Raw genomic sequence first — 24,574 nt, 5'->3', positions numbered from 1 at the left:
GATAAAAAGTTAGTTTAAAAAGTCATACATACATAGCATTTAAACTAACTGTTTTGCTAGTAACGCCCAACGTGTATCAAAATTGGTGGTAGGAAGATATTTAAAGCCTGAACGAGAATAACGTGACATCATCCCTTCACAAAATGCTAATAATTGACTAGATAAAATACGTTCATCAGTAGTAAATGCAACCCCTTCGCGAATTTTTCGTTCTCGCAAAACTTGTTTTATTTGAGTTTCTATTCGTTCAAATAATTGACTGATTCGCTCTTGTAATTGTTCTTGTTCAAACATTAACGCATGCCCAGTCATAATCCTAGTTAATCCAGGGTTTTTTTCTGAAAAACCTAATATCAGCGCTAAAATAAGCTGTAAGCGGGTGAATGTTTTAGGCTCATCTTGCATAATGGTATTGATGCGTGAAAGTAATATATCTTCAATATAAACAATCAAGCTTTCAAACATTTTGGTTTTGCTTGGAAAATGTCGGTAAAGTGCTGCTTCTGAAACACCGACAGTGGCGGCTAATTTCGCCGTGGTAATGCGTTGCGTCCCTTCATTGGACTCAAGCATAGTTGCCAATGCTTGCAAGATGTCTTCTTTACGATTCTTATTTTTGCTGGTCACAATCATTTTTTACCCGAATGCCCAAATCCACCTTCCCCTCGTGCTGAGAGTGTAAATTCATCAACAATATTAAATTCGGCTTGTACCACAGGTACGATAATCAATTGTGCAATTCGATCACCGGCTTCAATTATAAAAGGGGTTTGGCTGCGGTTCCATACCGGAACAAAAAGCTGTCCTTGATAATCAGAATCAATTAAACCGACTAAATTACCGAGTACAATCCCATTTTTAGATCCTAAACCTGAACGAGGTAAGACCAATGCTGCTAGATTTGGATCGGCAATATGCATGGATAAACCGGTAGGCGTTAAGATGGTTTCACCCGGTTTAATTTCGGTTGTTTTATCAAACATGGCTCGTAAATCAATACCAGCTGATCCTTCAGTTGCATAAGTGGGGAGTGGAAACTCATTACCTAAACGTTTATCTAATATTTTAATATCAATTTTTCTTTTCATTATCACTCGCTTTGTATCGTGTTATCACAGCTTCAAGTAATTGTTTTGCTAATTGTTGTTTACTACTTAATGGTAACCTTTGTTCGCCATTTTGCCAATAAAGGGTTAATGCATTTTGATCGGAATTAAAACCAATTTTTTTATCTGAAACATCATTAGCACAGATTAAATCTAAATTTTTGGTGATTAATTTTTTTAAGGCATATTTTTCAACATTATTGGTTTCTGCGGCAAAACCAACAACAAAAGGCCTTGAATTTTTTAATGCGGCAACACTTGCAACAATGTCTGGATTTTTGGCTAATTTAATCACAAGTTCATTATCGTCCGTTTTTTTTATTTTTTGAGTGGCAATTGTTGCCGCACGAAAATCGGCAACTGCTGCACAAGCAATAAAAATAGACGATTTTTGCGCTGCAGTTAATGCTTGATTATACATTTCATTTGCACTTTTAACATCGATTCGTGTGACATGTTTTGGCGTATCTAAATTAACTGGGCCGCTAATAAGTGTAACATTTGCGCCCATTTCTGCCGCAGCTTTAGCAATAGCAAAGCCCATTTTTCCTGAACTGTAGTTACTGATATAACGGACAGGATCGATTTCTTCAACCGTTGGCCCAGCAGTAATAGTAATTGATATCCCATCTAATAATGATGAGTGGGTAAAATAGCTATTGAGATTTTCGACAATCACGTGTGGTTCAAGCATTCGACCTGGACCGATATCACCACAAGCTTGGAACCCTTCATCAGGACCAAGAATTAAGGTGTTTCTATCATTCAATACCGATAAATTATGCTGTGTGGCTATAGCTTTATACATTTGTTGGTTCATAGCTGGTGCTATAGCAATTTGAGCCGGCGTGGCTAAACACACTGTTGATAATAAATCATCAGCAATGCCATTGGCGATTTTGGCAATAATATTGGCTGTTGCCGGTGCAATTAATACAATATCTGCCCATTTTGCCAGTTCGATATGGCTCATTGAAAGCTCAGCCGACGGGTCAAATAGATCGCTGGAAACAGGATTAGCACTCACAGCTTGTAGTGTCATTGGTGTGACAAAATGACTTGCTGATTCAGTAAGAATGACTCGAACTTCAGCTCCCGCTTTTTTTAAATGGCGAACAAGATCAGGGCATTTATAAGCTGCAATACCGCCTGTAATCCCTAATAAAATATGTTTACCAGATAGATTCATGCTCAAGCTTTCCCCATAATTCAGTCTAAATCGCTATATTACCACAATTCAGTTAGATAATAAGTAACTCTTTCGCATTGGCTAACGTTGCATCAGTGATTTTATCACCGCCTAATAATCGAGCGAGTTCATTTACACGGCCATTATTATCTAATTTTTGCATGTCGGTTGAAGTCTGTTTTCCCTTTGTTTGCTTACTAACAAAATAGTGTTGATTAGCCTGTCCGGCGACTTGTGGTAAATGTGTAACAGTTATCACTTGTGTTGACTCGCCAAGTTGCCTTAATAATTGACCCACTTTAGCCGCAGTCGGTCCACTAATCCCAACGTCAATTTCATCAAATATTAGCGCAGGTGTTTCCATTTTTTGTGCAGTTAAAACCTGAATAGCAAGTGCGATACGTGATAACTCCCCGCCTGATGCTACTTTAGCTAAAGGTTGTGCTTGTTGCCCTGCATTTGTCGTCACTAAAAAAGTGACTAAGTCCGCACCATCTTCAGTTAAACGATTTTCGTCATAAGCAATTTCAATGCTTAATTGTCCATTTGGCATAGATAACTCATGCATCAATGCTGTTACTTTTTTAGCTAGGGTTTTACTTACAGTTAATCGTTTTTGATGTAACTTTTCTGCAAGTTCAATGGCGATTTGATGATACTTTTTAATATCCGCTTTTAGTTGTTCACTTTGTTCATCTTGTTGGTTAATTTGTTTGAATTCGGCCAATAACTGTTGGTGTAATTCTGGTAGTGCTTCAGGCGCCACATGATGTTTGCGAGCCAACGCTATTTGTTTTGATAGGCGTTGTTCAAGTTGCATAACCCGAGCTGGATCAAGATCTAGATTTTCACTGTAATGACGCAGTTCATAGCTTGCTTCTTTAATCTGAATGGAAGCCTCTTCTAACATGGTATAAATATTATTTAGCGTCGGATCGAGTTCAGTTAACTGCTGAACGCTATTTTTGACACTACTGAGCAGATTGCTCACATTGTAATCATCAGCTTCGTCTAATAGCATAACTGATTGTTGACTTAGATTTATCAGTTGCTCGCTATTAGATAATCGTTTGTATTCTTCGTCTATTTGTTGGTATTCACCTTCAATTGGCGAAAACTCATTTAACTCTTTAAGTTGATATTGTAACAGTTGCATATGAGCATCACGTTCTTGCCGTGATGTTTCATATTGTTGATAAGCTTGTCGAGCGACTTTCCATTGTTTGTGAGCTTGTTGCATTTGTGCAAGTAATATTGGCTCGTTCATATAATGATTTAATAGAAGCTGTTGATAGTCACTACGTAGCAAACGTTGATGTTCATGCTGTCCATGAATTTGAATTAACATTTGCCCTAAATCTTTTAATTGTGAAATAGGAACAGTTCGTCCGTTTATAAATGCTTTAGAACGGCCATCTTGGTTAATTACTCTTCGTAATATACATTCATTACCTTCATCAAGTTGATTTTCAGTAAGCCAATTAAAGGCGGCTGGTGTATCATCAAGTACAAAACAAGCAGAAATATCAACACGTTCTGCGCCATAGCGAATAGATGAAGCGTCAGAACGATTACCTAAACACAACCCTAAAGCATCAATAGCAATAGATTTACCGGCACCTGTTTCACCCGTTATTGCTGTCATACCTAAGGTAAAGTCGACCAGTAGCTGATCAACAATAGCAAAATTATTAATAGTTAATTGCGTTATCATAATAATGAATACATAAGACTAGTTATAATATAGGCAGTATAACAGTAAAAACACTGTAAATAAATACAGTTTTTTGGTGAAATAAAGACGTGTAATTAATTAGTTAATCAATAATGTGTGCTAAGCTTAATTTTAATTGCTTTTGGGCTGTTTATGTTATTAATAATGCAATTTGGTAAAAAGTAAATGATTATTAATTAGTGGGATAAAATAGATAAAAAGCCATGAATAGTTGTCTATTTATGGCTTTAAAGTGATCTATTTAAAATAGTGAACTCATAACTTCATAAATTAACTGTAGGTTGAGTAGAACCAGTGCAATAGCCGCTAACCATCCTAATATGATAGTTAATTTGCAATTAACAAATTCGCCCATGATTTTTTTGTTGGAAGTGACTAACAATAAAGGAACCATTGATATCGGTAAGGCGATACTGAGAAATACTTGAGTATAGATTAATAAATTTTCAACAATGCTCTCTTTTTCACCCCATATATAGATGCATAAAATAACAGGGGCGACCGCTAAACCTCGGCTTATCATTCTACGAGCCCAAAGAGGAATAGATAGATTAATAAAACCCTCCATTACTATTTGTCCGGTAAGTGTGCCTGTTATTGTGGCGTTTTGACCTGATGCAAGTAAAGCAACAGCAAATAATGTTGCCATTATTGAACTGGCGACAGGTCCAACCATTTGCGGATTTTTTAAAGCGTCATAAAGCTGAGTAAAGCGACCAAGATTGTCAGGATCATTACCATAAAAAAGCGAAGCGCCAAGAATTAATAACAGACAATTGATAATAAATGAAAAAGATAATTGTATGTTAGAGTCAATAGTTGCATATTTGATAGCATTTTTTAGGCTAGATGTTTTTGTTCTATTATATTTTCGGGTTTGGACAATAGATGAATGTAGATATAAATTATGTGGCATGACCGTTGCGCCAACAATACCTAGTGCAATTACTAATGCTGAGTCATGGCCTTTAATGGATTGGGTAAAAATATCTATTTTAGGAATAAATCCATTAATTATGTCACTAAATTGAGGCGAGGCCCGTAAAACTTCGTAAGAAAAAATAATAAATATAGTGGCAATTAAGCAAAATACGATAGCTTCTATTTTTCTAAATCCAAACCGTATTAATATTAATAAAATGACAACATCGAAGACTGTTAATAACACACCGATCAATAGCGGGATATCAAATAAAAGGTTTAATGCGACAGCGCTACCAATCACTTCTGCTATTTCTGTAGCGATAATCGCCAGTTCAGTTGATATCCATAAACAAAAAGAAAATTTTTTGCCTACCATCGATTTTGTTGCTTGAGCAAGATCCATACCAGTGACTATGCCTATTTTGACGCACATCGCTTGCAAAAGCATAGCAATTAAACTCGATATTAATATAACTGACAGTAACAGATAACTATAAAGGGCGCCTCCTTGTATAGAGGTGATCCAGTTACCCGGATCCATATAACCGACAGCAACTAATGCGCCGGGTCCCGAAAAAGCCCAGAGTTTTCGAAAAAAACCAGACTGAGGATCCGGAATTTGGACTGTATTATTGATTTCTTCAAGGCTTATTGTCGACGTTTTTAACATAACTAAGATCTCTACAGTAAAGTGTATGTTTTTATTATATTGATAATGAGAATCATTATCAAATAAAAATAACCTTTCATTCCATTAAGCCAGTTACCTATAGTATATAAATACTCGATTTAGCTCACAATGCATATTTTTATATTCGAATAATTTTTATTAATAACTAATATAATCCCTTTAATATATTTTTTAAATGCTTATCACTCTTATTGTAAGATTGATTTATATTTTATTAATTATCAAATATTTGCATTAAATTTTAGTGGGTTAATTTTATGCAGATTTATAAGATTTCTCTCTTTTGTTGAAGAATGTTTGCCAACTAACTAAATTTTATTTTTTCGTGGATTAATGTGTAATATAATTTAAAAACATATTAACAATAATATTAGGAATTAATCTAAATGTTTGGAAATAAAACAAATCGGCAAATTATTATTTGGACCACACTTATTGGTGGGTTTATTAGTGCATTAGTAAAATGGGGCTCTGAAGTCAATATGCCGCCTCGCGTTCCTGGCGAAATTTCACCACCAGCAGCACATATTGATGCATGGCTTGGCTGGCTAGGTATTAACTCTCACTCTCTCGATTATGTCTATCAAACTGCAATAGTATCTGGAGCGGTGACACTTTACCATTGGTTATTTAGTTTTGCGTTTGCCTTTGTGTATGTTTTTATCGCTTATTTTTGGAATAATATTCGTTTATGGTATGGTGCGTTTTACGGCATTATTATTACCGTTGCCATGCATGGATTTTTAATTCCATTACTCGGTTTTCGTCATCCTGCTTATGATCCAGAAGGAACGGTGGGTTGGTTATGGAATTTAAATGGTTATGAACTTTGGAGTGAAATTTTAGGTCACATCTATTGGGGCGTATCAATTGAAATTTGTATGATTGCCGTACTTGCTCATTTTTCAAGACCAATTCGTGGTGAATGGCGTAAGTAATTAGATAAAATAATAAAAAACCAATCCCGCTATTGTGCTAAATAGCGGGATTTTTTTTGCTAAAATTAAATTTGTTATAGTTAAAAACTATATTAACCAATAAAAAAGTAGAATTATTCAATAACATTTTTTTTTGTTATCTTTTTAACCACTAAAGAAATGTGATTAAGATGAAAAGGAAACAAAAAATGAATACTGCTGTTATTGGTTATCCTCGTGTTGGTAAACTTCGTGAACTTAAGTTTGCAACTGAAGCTTATTTTAAAGGTAATAAAACCCAAGCTGAATTATTAAACGAAGCAAAAGCGCTTCGTGCAGAGCACTTAAAACAACAACGTGCACAAAACATTGCTTATATCTCATCTAATGACTTTTCATTTTATGATGCGGTTTTAGATACCGCTTGTTTACTTAATGTGATTCCAAAACGTTATCAAGATTTAGGTTTGCCTGAGCTTGATCGCTATTTTGCGATGGCGCGTGGCTATCAAGGTGACAAAGGCGATGTGCGAGCTTTAGCAATGAAAAAATGGTTCAATACCAATTATCATTATTTAGTGCCTGAAATTGAAGATTCAGTGCAAATTAAATTAGCTGGCAACAAACCATTTGATGAGTATCAAGAAGCAAAAGCGCTCGGTATTCAAACTAAACCCGTTGTAGTTGGTCCATTAACCTTTTTTAAATTGGCCCAATATTTAGGTAATAAAAAAATCACTGACTTTAAAGCTGATATTATTAAAGCTTATCAAGATATTATTCAAAAATTTACGGCATTAGGTGCAGAGTGGATTCAAATTGATGAGCCAATTTTAGTCACTGATCTTAATCACGATGATATCGCTTTATTTACTGAGCTTTATCAAGCAATCTTATCTGTCAAAGGTGCGACTAAAGTGGTTCTACAAACCTATTTTGGTGATGTACGTGATTGTTATAAAGAGTTAGTTGCTCTGCCATTCGATGGTATTGGTCTTGATTTTGTTGAAGGAAAACAATCACTAGCATTACTTGAAGCTAATGGTTTTCCAGCGAATAAAGTGTTATTTGCAGGTGTTGTTAATGGTAAAAACATCTGGAAAAATAATTATCAAAAAACGTTAGCTTTACTTGGTAAGATTAAACAAAAAGCGGCTAACATCGTTATTAATACTTCATGCTCATTATTACATGTACCTTATACGTTGCAGAATGAAACCAAACTAACCATTCAACAACGTGCTTACTTTGCTTTTGCTCAAGAAAAACTGCAAGAACTTGCAGAGTTAGGCCAATTATTTAAAGAAGCTAATCCTGAAAATAGTGCAGCTTATAAAGCAAATCAAACATTATTTACCCGTGAACGTGAAGGGGCAAATCATTCTGTACGTGAAAAAGTGGCTGCGTTAAAAGCGTCTGATTTTACCCGTTTACCGGAATTTTCAGTACGTGAGGCAGCACAGAAGAAAGCCTTTAATTTACCACTATTGCCAACTACGACTATTGGTTCTTTCCCACAAACACCCGATGTGCGCGTAAATCGTGCAAAATTCAAAAAAGGTGAAATTTGTTTGAATGAATATACTGAGTTTAATAAGCAAAAAATTGCAGAATGTATCAAGCTTCAAGAAAAAATTGGTATTGATGTATTAGTTCACGGTGAATTTGAACGTAATGACATGGTGGAGTATTTTGGTGAAAGCTTAAATGGCTTTGTCTTTACCGAAAAAGCATGGGTTCAATCTTATGGTACTCGTTGTGTTAAGCCACCAATTGTTTGGGGTGATATTTCACGTTCTAAACCGATTACGGTTGAATATTCAAAATATGCGCAAAGTCTTACTGATAAACCTGTTAAAGGTATGTTGACAGGACCTGTGACAATTCTTAACTGGTCATTCCCACGTGAAGATATTTCACAAAAAGAATCAGTATTCCAAATTGCGTTAGCCATAGGTGATGAAGTATTAGATCTTGAAGCTGCTGGTATTAAAATCATTCAAATTGATGAGGCCGCACTTAAAGAAAAATTACCATTACGTAAAGCGGATTGGAACAGTGAATACCTTGATTGGGCAATTCCATCATTTAGATTAGTACACAGCAAAGTGCAAGCCGATACACAAATTCATACCCATATGTGTTATAGCGAATTTGCAGATATTATTAAAGATATTGATGCAATGGATGCCGATGTGATTTCGTTTGAAGCTTCACGCTCAAATCTACAATTGATTGATGTACTTAAAGCTAATAACTTTAAAACAGAAGTTGGGCCGGGTGTCTATGATATCCATTCACCACGTGTTCCGCCTGTTGCTGAAATTAAAACAACCATTGAAAAATTACTTGCAAAAATTGACAAGCAAAAACTTTGGATCAATCCAGATTGTGGCTTAAAAACTCGAGGTGAAAAAGAAGTGGTTGAAAGCTTAGAGCATTTAGTTCAAGCAACCTTAGAAGTTCGAAAAACACTTAATTAATACTCTGTTTGCCAAGTAAGGTCTCTTGGTTATACCTCAGATTCCGCCACCTTTTTTGGTGGCGGAAATGTCAGTAAGGACAATCGTTGTCACACGAATGGATGAAACAGATGAAAACAAATTTACTTTTTAATAAAAAAACGGTGTTCTCTTTTGAAGTTTTTCCACCCAAAAAAACATCACCATTAGAGACTATCTATAGCACATTACGTGAACTTGGCTATTTTAAGCCTGATTTTATCAGTGTTACATATGGAGCAGGCGGTAGTTTAAATGGTCAAACCACCATTGATATTGCACATTCAGTTAAACACACTTATGGTATTGAAAGTGTTGCCCATTTACCGGGTATTAATTTTGATAAAGCTGAGATGAGTAAAATTTTACATGAGCTAAAATGTGCAGGTATTGACAATGTTTTAGCGTTGCGTGGTGATATTAGTCCGAATGTACAACCCAAAAATGATTTTCGTTTTGCCAGCGAATTAGTATCGTTCATTAAAGAAAATGGGGATTTTAATATTATTGGCGCATGCTATCCAGAGGGACATCTTGAAGCTGCTACCCTTAAACAAGATCTGATTCATTTAAAAGAGAAGGTGAATGCAGGTACCGATCAGTTAATCTCACAGCTCTTTTTTGATAATGACTATTTCTATGCGTTTTTAGATAAAGCGCGTGATATGGGGATTAACGTACCAATTGAAGCAGGCATTATGCCGGTAACGAATAAAAATCAAATTGAACGTATGGTTTCAATGTGTGGTGTGAATCTACCGAAGAAGTTCAAACAGATGATGGAAAAATATGAACATCATCCTGATGCATTCCGTGATGCTGGTATTGCTTATGCTATCGATCAGATTGTGGATTTAGTTTCACAAAATGTTGACGGTATTCATTTATATACAATGAACAATAGTTATATCGCTAGAAGAATCAGTGAAGCGGTATCAACGTTATTAGCAGTGCCAAAATCGGCTTAGAAAAGATAGATTAGACAGAAAATTGGTTGCGGGGGCTGGATTTGAACCAACGACCTTCGGGTTATGAGCCCGACGAGCTACCAAGCTGCTCCACCCCGCGTCAAAGAGGTCGCTATATTATAGTATTAAAATAATAAAGCAATACCTTTTTGGCACAACTGCCCCATTTTTGAACATATTATCTATAAATAGACACTTTTTTTACTAAAACGAATAGGTTTCTTTAAACTTTTTTACAAAATGAATACTTTTTAAATTAAAAGACTAAGTCAGTTTTATTCAAAATTTTTTAAAAGAGTAAATTCAGGTATTTGTGTTGCACTATTATCAAACCTTATATAGGTAACGTTTTGCCATAAACATTTTTTTTGATTTATACCTTTAATAAATTGGTCCCAGTTATCTAACTTCCATATATCGCGAGGATTATTACGATCTAAAATTCGTTGTTTTAATATTTCAGCTGGTACAAAAACTTCTAACACATAAGTATCAACATTAGAAAAATTAAACTGTTGTATTATTTTACTAATGTAATCTTTATCTGAAAAATAACTTAAAAAAGGTGCATCAAGTATCACTGAATTATTTAGTTTTAAATTCTCACTGGCAATATCCAACAGCGTTTTGTATTCAATATCCATCACTTGCTTTTTATAATATTCACATTCATCTCTTGCGGTTGGTTGATACCCCCGAGATATTAACAGTTCTCCGGTAAATCGATTAGCAATAATATCTTTATCTAAATAACAGTAATGCAGTTTTGTTGCTAAAAACTTACCGACAGTTGATTTTCCTGCTCCAGCTGAACCAATTAAGAAGATGGCTTTAGGGTTAGATTTTTTGTTCATATTTTATTTCCTTTTCGTATCTGCGAAACATCGTTCATAAGTGCGAACCATTATTGTGAACTAACTAATAAATTGAATAATATAAGATAAAATGGAAATGCAATAATAATATGACATGCTATAGTTAATACAGAATTAAAGTTTAATTATTTAACTTACTTCACAGTTCACATTTGCGAAATTATGAAACGACAAGATATACCATTAAAACTAAATAAATCGGCTGCTCGAACCATCGATTTACTTTTATTATTTGTCAGTAGTGAGAAATTTTTAACGCTGAATAATATTTGCGAAATGATGCAATTGCCTAAAAGTAGTGCTTTTGAATTAGTACAAACGCTAGTTTATAAAGGCATTATTGAGATAAAAGATGTAAAGCAAAAAACGTATGGATTAAGTTTATTGGCGTTTGAAATTGGTAGCTCTGTGATTATCAATATGGGTATAGCTGATGCTGCAAGACCATTTATACAAGAACTTAATCGCCAGACAGGTAGCACGGTATTTCTTGGTGTTCAAGATAAAGGTAAAATTGTCTATATTGATAAGGCTGAAAATCATTCAACAATTAAGCCAACAGCAAGACTAGGCTCTCGACGTAATTTACATACTACAGGTTTGGGAAAAGCACTGTTAAATGCTTTTTCGGATCAAAAAATTATTGAGATTTTAGGACCAGAGCCTTACCCAAGTAAAACACCATTATCACATACCAACCAACAAGAGGTGTTGCATGACGCATATAAAACCCGAGAGCGAGGATATGCAATTGATGACAGGGAAGATAACTTAGAAATGTATTGTATAAGCTCTGCTATTTATAATTATGAAAATCAACCAGTGGCTTCATTTAGTGTAGCGAGTTTGTATAGCGGTATGACGAAAGATAAAGAGCAAATGATTGCTAAGTTGGTGAAAGAAACTGCAGTACAAATTTCAAGAAAATTAGGATTTACTGGAAATAAATTATATCAAGTAAATGGTTAACCAAGATTATTGGAGATAATAAATGTATCGTAAATTAGACAATCTTAATAAAATTGTAGATTCTGGCATAGTCTTAATTGTCAGATTAGCAACGGAAAGTGAATCAATTAAAGTTGCTGAAGCGGCCATTGAAGGTGGTATTAACGTTATTGAAATTCCAATGGCTGTTCCTAATGCATTACAAGTAGTTAAATATTTGTCGGATAAATATAGAAATAAAGGAATTTTAGTTGGTACAGGAACTGTATTAGATGGTGAAACTGCCAGAGCTGCAATTTTAGCTGGTGCTGAATTACTGGTCAGTCCCAATTTGAATCCTGAGATGATTAAAGTGGCTAATCGTTATCAAGTTGTCACAATGAGTGGTGCTTATACCCCTACGGAAATCCAAAATACCTTAGAAGCAGGTGCCGATATAGTCAAGTTATTCCCTGCCGAGTTTGTTAATCCTAGTTATGTAAAATCAGTATTGGCACCGCTATCGCATGCACCAATATCACCAACGGGAGGTGTTACCCCAGAAAATGTTCATGAATGGTTTTCTGCTGGTGCAGTATGTGTTGGTGTTGCAAGTTATATTACAAAAGCGGCGGCACAAGATAATGACTATAGCAAAGTAACTAAAGCTGCTCAAAACTTTATTGCGGCAGTAAATAACGCCAAGAATAAATAATACCGATATTTGTTAAGTAAAGGCATATTTTTATATGTCTGTGGGATCGTTTTGTCTAAAAAAAGGTGCAGATATGACAATACAACAAACAACAAAACCAAAATTAAGATGGGGATTCATTATTTTACTTGTAATTGGGGCTATCGTTAATTATTTAGATAGATCGAATTTAAGTATTGCCAACACAACCATAGCACAAGAGTTTGGTTTGTCTCAAACTCAGATGGGTTTTCTATTATCAGCATTCCTTTGGCCTTATGCTATAGCCAATTTACCTGCAGGATGGTTAGTTGATAAATTTGGCCCTAAAAAAATGTTTGCTTGGGCGTCTGGTTTATGGTCTATCGTAACTATTATTTGTGGTTTTCTCAATAGCTATTCTATGTTTTATGCAATGCGAGTGGTATTAGGTGTGGTTGAATCGCCATTTTTTACCTCGGGATTGAAAACAACACAAACATGGTTTTCAAAAGAGGAGCGAGGGGTACCGGTTTCTATTATTAATACTGGTTCGCAAATAGCGAATGCGATAGCTCCGCCCTTATTAACCATTTTAATGTTAACTATGAGTTGGCGTGGTATGTTTGTCATTATTGGCGTATTCGGTTTACTGGTTATGCTAGTTTGGTTAAAAATTTATCGTAATCCAACACCGCAAGAAATGAGCATTATTAAAGGTGAAAATAATCCAGAACAGCCTGAAACTAAACAAGTTCAATCGTCTTGGGGGGATTTGTTAAAACAAAAAATGACTTGGTTTATGATTCTGGGTAATTTTGGCATCATGTTTACCATTTGGGTTTACTTAACTTGGTTACCGAGCTATTTAGAAAAAGAACAAGGTTTTACTATAAAACAAATGGGATGGATCGCTTCAATTCCGTTTTTCTGTGGCATTATTGGTGTTTTATTGGGGGGGATCATTTCTGATTATGCTATTCGACATGGCTTTAAACCAATTAATGCTAGAAAAATTCCTATTGTTGGTGGAGCGATCATTGCTGCAGCTTCTGTTGCTCCTATTGCTTTTATTGATAATACCACATTAAGTATTATCTTATTATCAGTAGGTTATTTTGCTTCTCAATTACCTTCTGGTGTTATTTGGACATTAGCTGCTGACGTTGCTCCTAGTCATCAAGTTGGCTCTCTTGGCGCAATTCAAAATTTTGGTGGCTTTTTAGGTGCGGCAATGGCACCCATTGTAACGGGTATTATTCTCGATATTACAGGTAGTTTTGGCTATGTATTTATCTTAGGGGCATGCTTACTTATTTTAGGTGCTATTTCTTATGGTATCTTTTTAAGAAAACCGATCACTAAGCAGGATTAGGTTTTATTATTAAAACTATATGCCCATTGTTTAATGAGCTCAACGATGTTCGTTGGGCTCTTGCTTGTTATATCGACAAAACTTTACTATATTAACCTAAATTTTAAACATTTTTAGCCATTTAAAATAAGGAATATTTATGTCTAATCAATATCATGGATCATGTTTATGTGGAAAGGTTAAATTAACGGTACCTTTTAAAAATACCCAATTTAGTGCTTGTCATTGTCATACTTGCCTTAAATGGGGTGCGGGGCCATTTATGACATTAATGTATGATGGGCAATTCGTGGTTGAAGGGCAAGAAAACATTAGTGTGTATAATTCATCTCAATGGGCAGAAAGAGCATTTTGTCAAGAATGTGGTACTCACCTTTATTATCATATGAAAGATACACAACACTATTATATTTCTACTTGGATTTTTGAAGATATTAACGATCTACAATTTACTACTGAAGTATTTATCGACAAAAAACCAACTTGTTATGCGTTTGCTAATCCTACCCATAAATTGACAGAGGCTGATATCTTAGCCATGGCTGCGGCTAATAAATAGTACAAAAAGTTAATTGTTAACGTAATTATCGATCATCAATAATTAGCCAATAAAACGCATTATTATGGTGTGGTTTTATTGGTTAATTTGACGATAAACTTATTTTTAAAAAGTGATGTTAATACATGAAACCAGTAGGAAAAAAGAAAATCATTTTCTTTTTTAGCCCAGATCATTACTTGTCACAATGGTATCCTTGTCGTTTTATTATTGATGATATTGAATTTACCAGTACCGAACAATGGATGATGTATGCCAAGGCAATGTTATTTCAAGATTTGGATTGTGCTAATGCTATTTTAGCGACGTCTTCTGCCAAAATGCAGAAAAATTTGGGTAAAAAGGTAACTAATTTTGATGATAATATTTGGAATATTCATAAAAAAGAGATAGTTTTCAAAGGAAATTTTGCTAAGTTTTCGCAAAATGCTGAGCTCAAAACCTATTTATTATCGACCAAAGGTAAAGTATTAGCAGAGGCAAGTCCGTACGATAAAATTTGGGGAATAGGTTTAAGTATGGATGATGAGATGCGCTTTAATATGACTAAATGGCGAGGTCAAAACTTATTGGGTGAAGTTTTAATGCAAGTTAGGGAGGCATTAAAAACATCAAAGCTTTAATGTTTTTTATTTGGTATTAAGCTCGTTATTGCAATAAACACAATTATTCACTGACAACTAAATGTTCTTGAATACCTAATTGGGCAATGCCTAAACGAACCTTTTGTCCTGCTTTCAAAAAGATTGATTTAGGTTTAATGCCAAGACCAACGCCAGCGGGTGTACCGGTTGCGATAATATCACCGGCTTGTAAACTCATAAATTGGCTGACATAACTTATGATCTGTTTAACATTAAAAATCATGTTGCTGGTATGACTGTGTTGATAGCGTTTGCCATCGACTTCTAACCATAATTCAAGATTTTGTGGATCTTTAATTTCGTCGGCTGTGACTAGCCAAGGGCCAATAGGGCCAAAACTATCGCAACCTTTACCTTTGTCCCAAGTTCCACCACGATTTTTTTGATAATCACGTTCAGAAACATCATTCACCACGCAATAACCAGCAACATAAGTTAATGCCTCTTGCTCTTGAATATATTTGCCTTCTTTGCCTATGACAATACCTAGTTCTACTTCCCAATCGGTATGGGTTGAGCCTCGGGGTAATACAATATTATCATTAGCACCACTAATGGCACTGGTCCATTTATTGAAAATAACTGGTTCGTTAGGAATTGGTGCGCCAGTTTCTTTTGCATGATCGATATAGTTCAAACCAATACAGATAAATTTACCGACTTTACCAACACAAGGGGCAATACGCTCAGGACGATTAATTATTGGTAGCGTATCAATATCCATTTGGCTAATTTTTGTTAGCACATTTTCGGCTAATGTTTGTGCATCAATATCGGCAATTACCGCACTGAGATCGCGCAGTTGATCTTTATCATCTAAGATGGCTGGTTTCTCATTTCCTTTCAAACCATAACGCAGTAATCGCATATTACTCTCCCTATCATTTTACAGGCTGATTTTGCCCAAAACTTATTGGTACAGTGCTTGTAATGGTATAACGGTTTTTGCCGGATCGCAATCGAGTGCAGCGGTGGTGGCATAGGCTGCATTCATCGTTGTATCGTAGTGTACTTTATATTGTATTGCACTTCGACGCAGGATTTTTGATGCTTCAATGGCTGCGCGTCCCGAAGTGGTATTAAGAATATAACTATATTCACCATTTTTAATGTGGTCATGAATATTGGGTCGACCCTCGTTCTCTTTTTTAACGATTTGACAAGCAATACCGGCTTGTTGCAATATTTTAGCTGTGCCGATGGTGGCATCAATTGTAAAGCCATGGGCAACAAGTCGCTTAGCCACTTGGAGTAGGCGAGTTTTATCTTGATCACGAACTGATAAGAGCGCTTTCCCCGATTTTTTCATATTCGATAAACTACCCAACTGTGCTTTAGCAAAGGCTTCGGCAAAGGTTTTACCAATTCCCATTACTTCACCAGTGGATCGCATTTCAGGCCCTAAAATGGGGTCAACGCCGCTAAATTTATTAAACGGTAATACCACCTCTTTAACTGAGTAATAAGACGGGATGATTTCTTTCGTAATATGTTGTTCAGCAAGTGATTGTCCTGTCATTACTCTAGCTGCAATTTTTGCTAAGGGCAAACCAGTCGCTTTCGATACAAATGGTACTGTACGTGCAGCTCGAGGATTGATTTCGATCAGATACACATCATTATTTTTAATCGCAAATTGACCGTTCATCAAACCTTTAACATGAAGTTCCTGTGCTAATTGTTTGGCTTGCTTGCGTAATTTATCTAAAATTTCTGGACTGAGAGTATACGTTGGTAATGAACAAGCAGAATCCCCCGAGTGAATGCCGGCTTGTTCAATATGTTCCATAATGCCACCAATGACAATTTGTTCACCGTCGGCAATCACATCAATATCAACTTCAATGGCATCATCTAGGAAGTGATCAAGTAATACCGGTGCATTATTCGATTCACTGACCGCGGTTTTAAAATAACGCCGTAGGTCTTGTTCGTTATAAACAATTTCCATTGCTCGTCCACCTAAAACATAAGATGGTCGAACCACTAAGGGATAACCAATCTGTTCGGCCTTAATCACCGCATCTTCAATATCGGTAACAGTAGCATTAACGGGCTGTTTTAATGTTAATTTTTCAACAATAGCTTGAAAGCGTTTTCGGTCTTCCGCTTTATCGATCGAATCCGGTGAGGTACCAATAATCGGTATGCCAGCCGCTTCAAGCGCACGAGCCAATTTTAAAGGTGTTTGTCCGCCATACTGCACAATAACCCCATTTGGTTTTTCTACATAAGCAATTTCTAATACATCTTCAAGCGTGACAGGCTCAAAATAGAGTCGATCTGAAGTATCATAATCGGTTGATACCGTTTCGGGATTGCAATTCACCATAATGGTTTCATAACCATCTTCACGTAGCGCCAGCGCTGCATGTACGCAACAGTAATCAAACTCAATTCCTTGCCCAATTCGATTCGGTCCACCACCTAATATCATGATTTTAGGACGACTAAATTGCGGCTTAGCTTCGCACTCTTGCTCATAAGTTGAGTAAAGATAGGCGGTGTCGGTTGCAAACTCAGCGGCACAAGTATCAACGCGTTTATAAACCGGATGAATATCGTATTGGTTTCGTCGATCACGAACGTCTTGTTCTTTAACATTCAACAGTTTAGCAATACGTAAATCTGAAAAACCTTTACGCTTAAGTTGCCATAATGATTCTGAATTAAGGCTAGCTAATGATTGTGATTTTAGTTGGTTTTCAAGGCGAATAAGTTCTTCAATCTGCACTAAAAACCAGCGATCGATATTTGTTAGTGTGAAGATCTCATCTAAACTAAAGCCTGCTCGAAAAGCATCTGCAATATACCAAATACGTTCAGCCCCCGCTTCTTGCAGTTCATACCGTATTTTGCTGAGATTTTTTTCATCATCATAATTTTCAATTTTCGGATCAAAACCACACGCACCGACTTCAAGTCCTCGTAGTGCCTTTTGTAATGATTCTTGAAAAGTTCGACCAATAGCCATCACTTCGCCCACTGATTTCATTTGGGTAGTTAAGCGGTCATTACATCCGGCAAATTTTTCGAAGTTAAAGCGAGGTATTTTTGTCACAACATAATCGATAGACGGCTCAAATGATGCAGGTGTTTTACCGCCAGTAATGTCATTGGAAAGTTCATCAAGCGTATAACCAACCGCTAACTTAGCGGCGATTTTGGCAATAGGAAAGCCAGTTGCTTTCGATGCTAGTGCAGATGAGCGTGATACACGTGGGTTCATTTCGATAACAATAAGTCGCCCTGTTTTAGGATCGACCGAAAATTGTACATTTGAGCCGCCGGTTTCGACACCGATTTCACGCAGTACCGCAATCGAGGCATTACGCATGATTTGGTATTCTTTATCGGTCAAGGTTTGGGCAGGAGCAACAGTAATAGAGTCACCCGTATGGATGCCCATTGGATCAAAATTTTCGATCGAACAAACAATAATACAGTTATCATTTTTGTCTCGAACAACTTCCATTTCATACTCTTTCCAACCTATCAAAGATTCATCAATCAATAGTTCATTGGTGGGAGAAAGATCCAATCCTCGAACGCAAATCTCTTCAAACTCTTCGGTGTTATAGGCAATACCACCGCCAGTTCCACCCATCGTAAATGAAGGACGAATAATGCAAGGAAAGCCAACTTGTTCAAGTACGGCATAAGCCTCTTTTAATGAGTGCGCAATACCTGAACGTGCTGTATCAAGTCCAATTTTTTTCATCGCTTGGTCAAAGCGCTTACGATCTTCTGCTTTATCGATAGCATCAGCGGTGGCACCGATCATTTCAACATTAAATTGTTTTAAAATACCTTGCTTTTCAAGCGCTAAAGCGCAATTTAGTGCCGTTTGCCCGCCCATAGTTGGTAAAATAGCGTCAGGTCTTTCTTGTTCGATGATTTTGGCAACAGTTGACCAGTGAATAGGTTCTATATAGGTGGCATCAGCCATCTCTGGATCTGTCATAATGGTTGCCGGATTGGAATTGACTAAAATAACGCGGTAACCTTCTTCACGCAGGGCTTTGCAGGCTTGGGCGCCTGAATAATCAAATTCACATGCTTGACCAATAACAATTGGGCCAGCGCCAATAATTAAAATCGATTTGATATCTGTTCGCTTAGCCATATTATTGCTCCTGCTTATAAATTTTTATTAATTCAATAAAGTGATCAAAAAGTGGGGCGGCATCATGGGGGCCAGGGCTTGCTTCAGGATGGCCTTGAAAGCTAAAAGCCGGTTTTTGATTGTGATGAATACCTTGTAATGAATCATCAAATAAAGATTTATGTGTGGCGCGTAAATTGCTTGGCAAACTGGCTTCATCGACAGCAAAACCATGATTTTGCGCAGTGATCATGACGCGATTATTTTCTAAATCTTTGACAGGATGATTACCGCCATGATGCCCAAATTTCATTTTGACGGTTTTAGCACCACACGCCAGTGCTAACAGTTGATGGCCTAAGCAGATACCAAAGATAGGAATATCGGTGGTTAAAAATGCCTTAATCGCATCTATAGCATAACTACAGGGGGCGGGATCACCAGGACCATTTGATAGGAATATGCCATCTGGGTTTAGTGCTAATACTTCAGCCGCGGGTGTTTTAGCGGGTACCACTGTTAATTTACATCCACGATCAACTAACATACGTAAAATATTTCGTTTTACGCCAAAATCATAAGCAATAACATGCAAAGGTAGTGTGTTCTCTGCTTTCGGCATAGGATTTTCATTCTCGCTTGTCCATACACTTTGTGTCCATGTATAGCTTTTAGCACAGGTCACCTCTTTCGCTAAATCTAACCCTGATAATCCTTTAAAATTTATTGCTTGTTGCTTGGCCGCTTGGGCATTATCCAATAAGGTTTGTTTATTTGTTGCTGTTATGATTACGCCATGTTGTGCACCTTTTTCACGTAATATTCTGGTTAAACGACGGGTGTCGATATCTGCAATAGCAATGACATTATGCTTTTTTAAATAGCTTGAAAGATCAAGCTTACTACGGTAATTGCTGGTTATTAGGGGCAAATCACGAATGATCAAACCTTTAGCATAAACTTGACTAGATTCGGCATCGGCATCATTCGTACCGACATTACCAATGTGTGGATAAGTTAAGGTAACGATTTGCTCGCAATAAGAGGGATCAGTTAAGATTTCTTGATAGCCAGTCATTGATGTATTAAAAACGACTTCGCCAACTGTTTGTCCGTCAGCGCCGATTGATTTACCAATAAATGTTGAACCATCTTGTAACATAAGGAGGGCATAAGTTTGCATAATTAAAAAGACCTTTTGAATAAAAATATATTTAAATTGAATAAAAATTCAATCTTGCTTATCTTTCCATATACAGCACTTGGCTAGTTTATTACAATATTTTAAATAAAAAAAGCATTATTATTAAAAATAACTAAATAATAATGTCTAATTTTTGAGATTTTAGTTGAGTTTTGGTATTTGTTATTGATTTTTGAAAAATTGGCTTGAAAGTGAATAATTATTCAAATAAAATTATTTTGAATCATGATAACTAAAGGGGTATTGCATGCACGGGTTTTATCAGCGCCATTTCTTAAGATTACTCGATTTCACACCAGCAGAAATTAATCAATTAATTAATCTTGCTATTGAATTAAAACAGGCGAAGCACCAAGGAGTGGAAAAAAAACATTTATCAGGTAAAAATATCGCTTTAATTTTTGAAAAAGACTCTACTCGTACTCGCTGTGCATTTGAAGTTGGTGCTTACGATCAAGGTGCGCAAGTGACTTATTTGGGGCCAAGTGGTAGTCAAATTGGTCATAAAGAGTCGATTGCTGATACTGCACGAGTGCTTGGTCGAATGTATGACGGTATTGAATATCGAGGTTATGGGCAAGATATTGTTGAAACCTTAGCAAAATATGCTGGTGTGCCAGTTTGGAATGGTTTAACTACCGAAGCGCATCCGACCCAAATCCTTGCTGACTTTATGACCATGCAAGAGCATATTGGAAAGCGAGCTTTAAATAGTGTTAAATTTGCTTACTTGGGGGATGCACGTAATAATATGGGCAACTCATTAATGGAAGGCGCGGCATTAATGGGAATGGAAATTCGCTTAGTTGCGCCGAAAGCTTGTCAACCTGAAGCTGAACTGGTGCAAAAATGCCAAGCGATAGCCAAAACCACTGGTGCTAAAATTATCTTAACAGAAGATGTTGCCGAAGGTGTAAAAGATGTTGATTTCCTCTATACCGATGTTTGGGTATCAATGGGTGAACCGAAAGAAGTATGGGATGAGCGAGTAAAATTATTAACTCCATACCAAGTCAACCAAAATGTGATCAAATTAACCGGCAACCCTAAAGTTAAATTTATGCATTGCCTACCAGCTTTTCATGATATGAATACGACTGTAGGAAAACAGATGGCTGCCCAATATGGTTTGAAAAATGGCTTAGAAGTGACTGATGAAGTCTTTGAATCCGAGCATAGTATTGTTTTTGATGAAGCCGAAAACCGGCTACACACCATTAAAGCTGTCATGGTTGCAACCTTAACTAAAGACGAATAATATACCTATCTGGACTTAATGCTTATAAGGCATTAGCTTTTTTATAATTTGCCGACTTTAGTCGGCAAAATTTTATCAATAAGAATCACGACATAATGACTAAACAAGATCGCAATAAAGATTTTAAAAAATACCTAAAACTTACCAATCCAATCCATTTTTTAGCGGTTGGGCTAGGCAGTGGTTTATCGCCTATTATGCCAGGAACCATGGGCTCATTAATGGCAATTCCGTGTTGGTTATTATTTAATGGCTTGCAACCCATTTTATACTGGGTATTGATGGTTGTTGCCTTTATATTTGGTTGTTTTTTATGTCAAAAAACATCTGATGATACGCATACTCATGATTCGGGACATATCGTTTGGGATGAATTTGTCGGCATGTGGATAACTTTATTTTTTATTCCACAAGTTTCTATTCTCTGGGTCATGATTGCTTTTGTTGCATTTAGAATATTCGATATGGCAAAACCGTGGCCTATTCGTTGGTTTGATAAGCGTGTACCAGGTGGATTTGGGATTATGGTCGATGATGTTATCGCCGCTATTTTTTCTTCTATTACTGTTTATCTATTCACTTATCTGATTAACTGCTGATTTAAAAACAATATTGTTTTGCTTTCTCTTATTCTCGCTTGTTTTTATCTTAACAAGCGAGTTGTCTTTCATAGCGATGATAGCTAAAAAAGAGCCATTTAAATTGGCTAATACATTTTTTGTGACCAGCCAAGTTTAGTTGAAAGATTATTAAAGTAATCATAGTCTTTAGAGTGAATCAGGTTAAATTCATACTCTGAACGGCGAATAATCACATCCTGACTTGGTTTCACCGGTAAAATTATTTGACTGTCACAGGCGATATTTAGATCGAGTGCGGTGGTTGGAAATTTAAGATGAATAGGTTTGTCACTTTTAATAACTAATGGCCTAACTGCTAATGAATGCGGAAACATAGGTGTAATAATTAAAGCATCTAAATGTGGGGCTAAAATAGGCCCGCCCGCAGATAAAGAATAGGCTGTTGAGCCAGTTGGTGTGGCAATAATTAAGCCATCAGCCCGCTGTGAAAAGGCATTACGTTCATTGATGTAGACATCATAATCAATCATATGCGCAACCGTATTAGGGGTAACGACAATTTCATTAACGGCAAAACCCGAGTTGATTAATTTGCCATTATCATAAATAGAGACTTCGACTAAAAAGCGAGGATCATCATCATATTCACCTGCAATCACTGGGCTTAACTGCTCGATCACTTTTTCATGTGAAATATCGGTTAAAAAACCCAGATTGCCACGATTGACGCCAATTACCTTAATTTTATAGTGTGATAAGCAACGTGCTGAGCGCAACATATTACCATCGCCACCTACCACGATAGCCAAATCTGCTTGTTCACCGATTTTATCTAGTGAAGCATAAATGTTGTTCGGGAATTTAATATATTCCGCTAATCGGTCTTCAACTAAAACCTCAATTCCCAATTTAACCAGCCAATCATAGAGTACGCTATGTGTTTCGATTGCCTCAAGTTTTCTTGGAATGCCAATTAAGCCAATGCATTTAAATGGTGCACGCATAGAATATCCTTGTTATTGTTAGATATAAATCGCTGTATTTTTTTATAACAGCCAAAAAAATATCTATCAACTTATTGTTAAGCTTGTAATAATAAAATTTGTCCCCATAATAACCGTTATTAACTAAGTTTTCGACTACATTTGGAGTACCGTATGACAGAGCAAGATAAGAATATGTCAGAAAATGAATCTAACATTGATACCGCAACCGAATCATCAACCGAGCAAGCTACACAAGCTCAACCTAATGTTGATGAGCAATTAAAAGCGAAAGATGCACGAATTGCCGAGCTTGAACAAGAATTACAAATTGCTAAAAAGAATGAAAGCGAAGCCATGATTCGTGCTCGTGCCGAGATCGACAACGTGCGCAAACGTGTAGAGCAAGATGTTGATAAAGCCCGTAAATTTGCGCTTGAAAAGTTTTCGAACGAATTATTACCTGTCATTGATAATCTAGAACGTGCTTTAGAATCAACTGATAAGGATAATCCACAGCATCAAGCAATGGTTGAAGGCTTAGAGCTGACCTTAAAATCATTTTTAGATACCGTGAAAAAATTTGGTATTGAAGTGATTAACACCCAAGATTCACAATTAAATCCAGATTTACATCAAGCGATTAGTATGGTTGAGTCACCTGAACATCAATCAGGTCAAATCGTAAATACCATTCAAAAAGGTTATACGTTAAATGGTCGATTAATTCGTCCAGCTATGGTAATTGTTGCTAAATAAAGTAAAAAATGAGCCGCCTTAAAAGGGCGGCTAAACTTATTTATTGCGTTGCTCTTCTCGCGTCAATTTTTTCATTTTTTGTTCAATTCGTTGACGTTTTAATGGTGAAAGGTAATCAACAAATAATTTACCTTTTAAGTGATCCATTTCATGTTGAATACAAATAGCAAATAATTCATCGGCATCAATTTGGTAAGGGTTACCATGGCGATCAAGTGCTTTAATTTTAATTTTTTCTGCTCTTGGTACAAATCCACGGCAATCAGGAACTGATAAACAACCTTCTTCAATACCTGTTTCACCTTCTTGACTAATAACCTCTGGATTAATAATGACATAAACTTGACTTTTGTCTTCCGAAACATCAATAACAATAATTTGTTCATGTACATCGACTTGAGTTGCCGCAAGTCCAATACCATTTTCGGCGTACATTGTCTCAATCATATTATCAATGATGGTTTGTAGCTCAGGTGTAAAATTAGTTACAGGTTTTGCAACTTTGCGAAGTCGTTCGTCAGGAAAACGTAATACCGGTAAAATAGCCATAAATTGTTCGATCTACTCCTCATTTGTTAGGTTTTATCAACTTGCTCACAT

General features: G+C 36.2%; 22 protein-coding genes and 1 tRNA gene. 11 read left to right on the top strand and 12 right to left on the bottom strand.

What is annotated here, in order from left to right; genetic code table 11:
• Nucleotides 1–39: 39 nt before the first annotated feature.
• From slmA to J3U57_RS09080, 5 genes are all read right to left on the bottom strand, one after another.
• Nucleotides 40–633 carry a nucleoid occlusion factor SlmA gene (gene slmA, locus J3U57_RS09100; RefSeq protein ID WP_065633757.1) on the bottom strand — a complete coding sequence of 198 codons (594 nt, stop codon included), beginning with the start codon at nt 631–633 and terminating at the stop codon, nt 40–42.
• Nucleotides 630–1,088, bottom strand: coding sequence for a dUTP diphosphatase (gene dut / locus J3U57_RS09095; RefSeq protein WP_065633758.1), 459 nt, complete (start codon nt 1,086–1,088; stop codon nt 630–632). The genes slmA and dut overlap by 4 nt, the downstream gene beginning before the upstream one ends.
• Nucleotides 1,072–2,295, bottom strand: a complete 1,224-nt coding sequence (gene coaBC, locus J3U57_RS09090) for a bifunctional phosphopantothenoylcysteine decarboxylase/phosphopantothenate--cysteine ligase CoaBC (protein WP_267334002.1) — start codon at nt 2,293–2,295, stop codon at nt 1,072–1,074. Before coaBC ends, dut begins: the two co-directional genes overlap by 17 nt.
• Before the next feature lie 52 nt (nt 2,296–2,347).
• A complete protein-coding gene (gene recN, locus J3U57_RS09085; RefSeq protein WP_267344491.1) occupies nt 2,348–4,009 on the bottom strand; it encodes a DNA repair protein RecN in 1,662 nt (553 codons plus the stop codon).
• 262 nt (nt 4,010–4,271) lie between these two features.
• The gene (locus J3U57_RS09080; protein ID WP_267334004.1) at nt 4,272–5,624 is read right to left on the bottom strand and encodes an Nramp family divalent metal transporter; all 1,353 of its coding nucleotides are present in this window, start codon (nt 5,622–5,624) and stop codon (nt 4,272–4,274) included.
• Nucleotides 5,625–6,031: 407 nt separating this feature from the next.
• Here J3U57_RS09080 and J3U57_RS09075 point away from each other — a divergent pair, with 407 nt between their 5' ends.
• The 3 genes from J3U57_RS09075 to metF all read left to right on the top strand — a co-directional run bounded on the left by J3U57_RS09075 (nt 6,032) and on the right by metF (nt 10,031).
• On the top strand, nt 6,032–6,583 hold the full coding sequence (locus tag J3U57_RS09075; protein WP_267344490.1) for a YagU family protein: 552 nt from the start codon (nt 6,032–6,034) through the stop codon (nt 6,581–6,583).
• A 188-nt stretch (nt 6,584–6,771) separates the two neighbouring features.
• Nucleotides 6,772–9,045 (top strand): 5-methyltetrahydropteroyltriglutamate--homocysteine S-methyltransferase, encoded by a 2,274-nt coding sequence (gene metE / locus J3U57_RS09070; RefSeq protein WP_267334006.1) that lies wholly within the window; start codon nt 6,772–6,774, stop codon nt 9,043–9,045.
• Between the two features lie 110 nt (nt 9,046–9,155).
• Nucleotides 9,156–10,031, top strand: a complete 876-nt coding sequence (gene metF / locus J3U57_RS09065) for a methylenetetrahydrofolate reductase [NAD(P)H] (RefSeq protein WP_065633764.1) — start codon at nt 9,156–9,158, stop codon at nt 10,029–10,031.
• 23 nt (nt 10,032–10,054) lie between these two features.
• On the opposite strand, the gene J3U57_RS09060 is transcribed toward metF, so the two are convergent.
• Both J3U57_RS09060 and J3U57_RS09055 read right to left on the bottom strand, forming a co-directional pair.
• Nucleotides 10,055–10,131: transfer RNA gene (locus J3U57_RS09060), tRNA-Met, on the bottom strand.
• 175 nt (nt 10,132–10,306) lie between these two features.
• The gene (locus tag J3U57_RS09055; RefSeq protein WP_267344489.1) at nt 10,307–10,885 is read right to left on the bottom strand and encodes an AAA family ATPase; all 579 of its coding nucleotides are present in this window, start codon (nt 10,883–10,885) and stop codon (nt 10,307–10,309) included.
• 183 nt (nt 10,886–11,068) lie between these two features.
• Between J3U57_RS09055 and J3U57_RS09050 the strand changes: the two genes are divergently transcribed.
• The 5 genes from J3U57_RS09050 (at nt 11,069) to J3U57_RS09030 (ending at nt 15,063) form a co-directional block, all read left to right on the top strand.
• Nucleotides 11,069–11,875 carry an IclR family transcriptional regulator gene (locus tag J3U57_RS09050; RefSeq protein WP_267344488.1) on the top strand — a complete coding sequence of 269 codons (807 nt, stop codon included), beginning with the start codon at nt 11,069–11,071 and terminating at the stop codon, nt 11,873–11,875.
• Between the two features lie 22 nt (nt 11,876–11,897).
• Entirely contained in the window at nt 11,898–12,548 is a 651-nt protein-coding gene (gene eda / locus J3U57_RS09045; RefSeq protein WP_267344486.1) for a bifunctional 4-hydroxy-2-oxoglutarate aldolase/2-dehydro-3-deoxy-phosphogluconate aldolase, read from the top strand.
• A 73-nt stretch (nt 12,549–12,621) separates the two neighbouring features.
• On the top strand, nt 12,622–13,881 hold the full coding sequence (locus J3U57_RS09040) for an MFS transporter (RefSeq protein WP_267344485.1): 1,260 nt from the start codon (nt 12,622–12,624) through the stop codon (nt 13,879–13,881).
• 139 nt (nt 13,882–14,020) lie between these two features.
• Complete coding sequence (locus tag J3U57_RS09035) at nt 14,021–14,440, top strand: GFA family protein (RefSeq protein ID WP_267344483.1); 420 nt, start codon at nt 14,021–14,023, stop codon at nt 14,438–14,440.
• A gap of 125 nt (nt 14,441–14,565) precedes the next feature.
• Entirely contained in the window at nt 14,566–15,063 is a 498-nt protein-coding gene (locus J3U57_RS09030) for an NADAR family protein (RefSeq protein ID WP_267344481.1), read from the top strand.
• A 43-nt stretch (nt 15,064–15,106) separates the two neighbouring features.
• Here the strand turns inward: J3U57_RS09030 and J3U57_RS09025 are convergent, their stop codons facing one another.
• The 3 genes from J3U57_RS09025 to carA are packed head-to-tail and all read right to left on the bottom strand — an operon-like array spanning nt 15,107 to nt 20,372.
• Entirely contained in the window at nt 15,107–15,952 is an 846-nt protein-coding gene (locus J3U57_RS09025; protein ID WP_267344479.1) for a fumarylacetoacetate hydrolase family protein, read from the bottom strand.
• A 42-nt stretch (nt 15,953–15,994) separates the two neighbouring features.
• On the bottom strand, nt 15,995–19,210 hold the full coding sequence (carB, locus tag J3U57_RS09020) for a carbamoyl-phosphate synthase large subunit (protein WP_267344478.1): 3,216 nt from the start codon (nt 19,208–19,210) through the stop codon (nt 15,995–15,997).
• Nucleotide 19,211: 1 nt separating this feature from the next.
• A complete protein-coding gene (carA, locus tag J3U57_RS09015) occupies nt 19,212–20,372 on the bottom strand; it encodes a glutamine-hydrolyzing carbamoyl-phosphate synthase small subunit (RefSeq protein ID WP_267344477.1) in 1,161 nt (386 codons plus the stop codon).
• Nucleotides 20,373–20,640: 268 nt separating this feature from the next.
• On the opposite strand from carA, the gene argF reads away from it, so the two are divergent.
• Both argF and J3U57_RS09005 read left to right on the top strand, forming a co-directional pair.
• Complete coding sequence (gene argF, locus J3U57_RS09010) at nt 20,641–21,651, top strand: ornithine carbamoyltransferase (protein ID WP_267344475.1); 1,011 nt, start codon at nt 20,641–20,643, stop codon at nt 21,649–21,651.
• 95 nt (nt 21,652–21,746) lie between these two features.
• Entirely contained in the window at nt 21,747–22,250 is a 504-nt protein-coding gene (locus tag J3U57_RS09005) for a phosphatidylglycerophosphatase A (protein ID WP_267334013.1), read from the top strand.
• Between the two features lie 107 nt (nt 22,251–22,357).
• On the opposite strand, the gene nadK is transcribed toward J3U57_RS09005, so the two are convergent.
• Nucleotides 22,358–23,236, bottom strand: coding sequence for an NAD(+) kinase (nadK, locus tag J3U57_RS09000; protein WP_267344474.1), 879 nt, complete (start codon nt 23,234–23,236; stop codon nt 22,358–22,360).
• A 153-nt stretch (nt 23,237–23,389) separates the two neighbouring features.
• On the opposite strand from nadK, the gene grpE reads away from it, so the two are divergent.
• A complete protein-coding gene (grpE, locus tag J3U57_RS08995) occupies nt 23,390–23,974 on the top strand; it encodes a nucleotide exchange factor GrpE (protein WP_267334015.1) in 585 nt (194 codons plus the stop codon).
• Nucleotides 23,975–24,010: 36 nt separating this feature from the next.
• Here the strand turns inward: grpE and def are convergent, their stop codons facing one another.
• Nucleotides 24,011–24,523: a peptide deformylase gene (def, locus tag J3U57_RS08990; protein WP_065633774.1), complete on the bottom strand. Its 513-nt coding sequence runs from the start codon at nt 24,521–24,523 to the stop codon at nt 24,011–24,013.
• Between the last annotated feature and the right edge of the window lie 51 nt (nt 24,524–24,574).

Origin of the sequence: Gilliamella sp. B3464, assembly GCF_026536145.1 — a bacterium.
Taxonomy (GTDB): Bacteria; Pseudomonadota; Gammaproteobacteria; order Enterobacterales; family Orbaceae; genus Gilliamella.
Note: the sequence above shows the minus strand (reverse complement) of the source record. Positions and strands in the feature narration are given on the sequence as shown.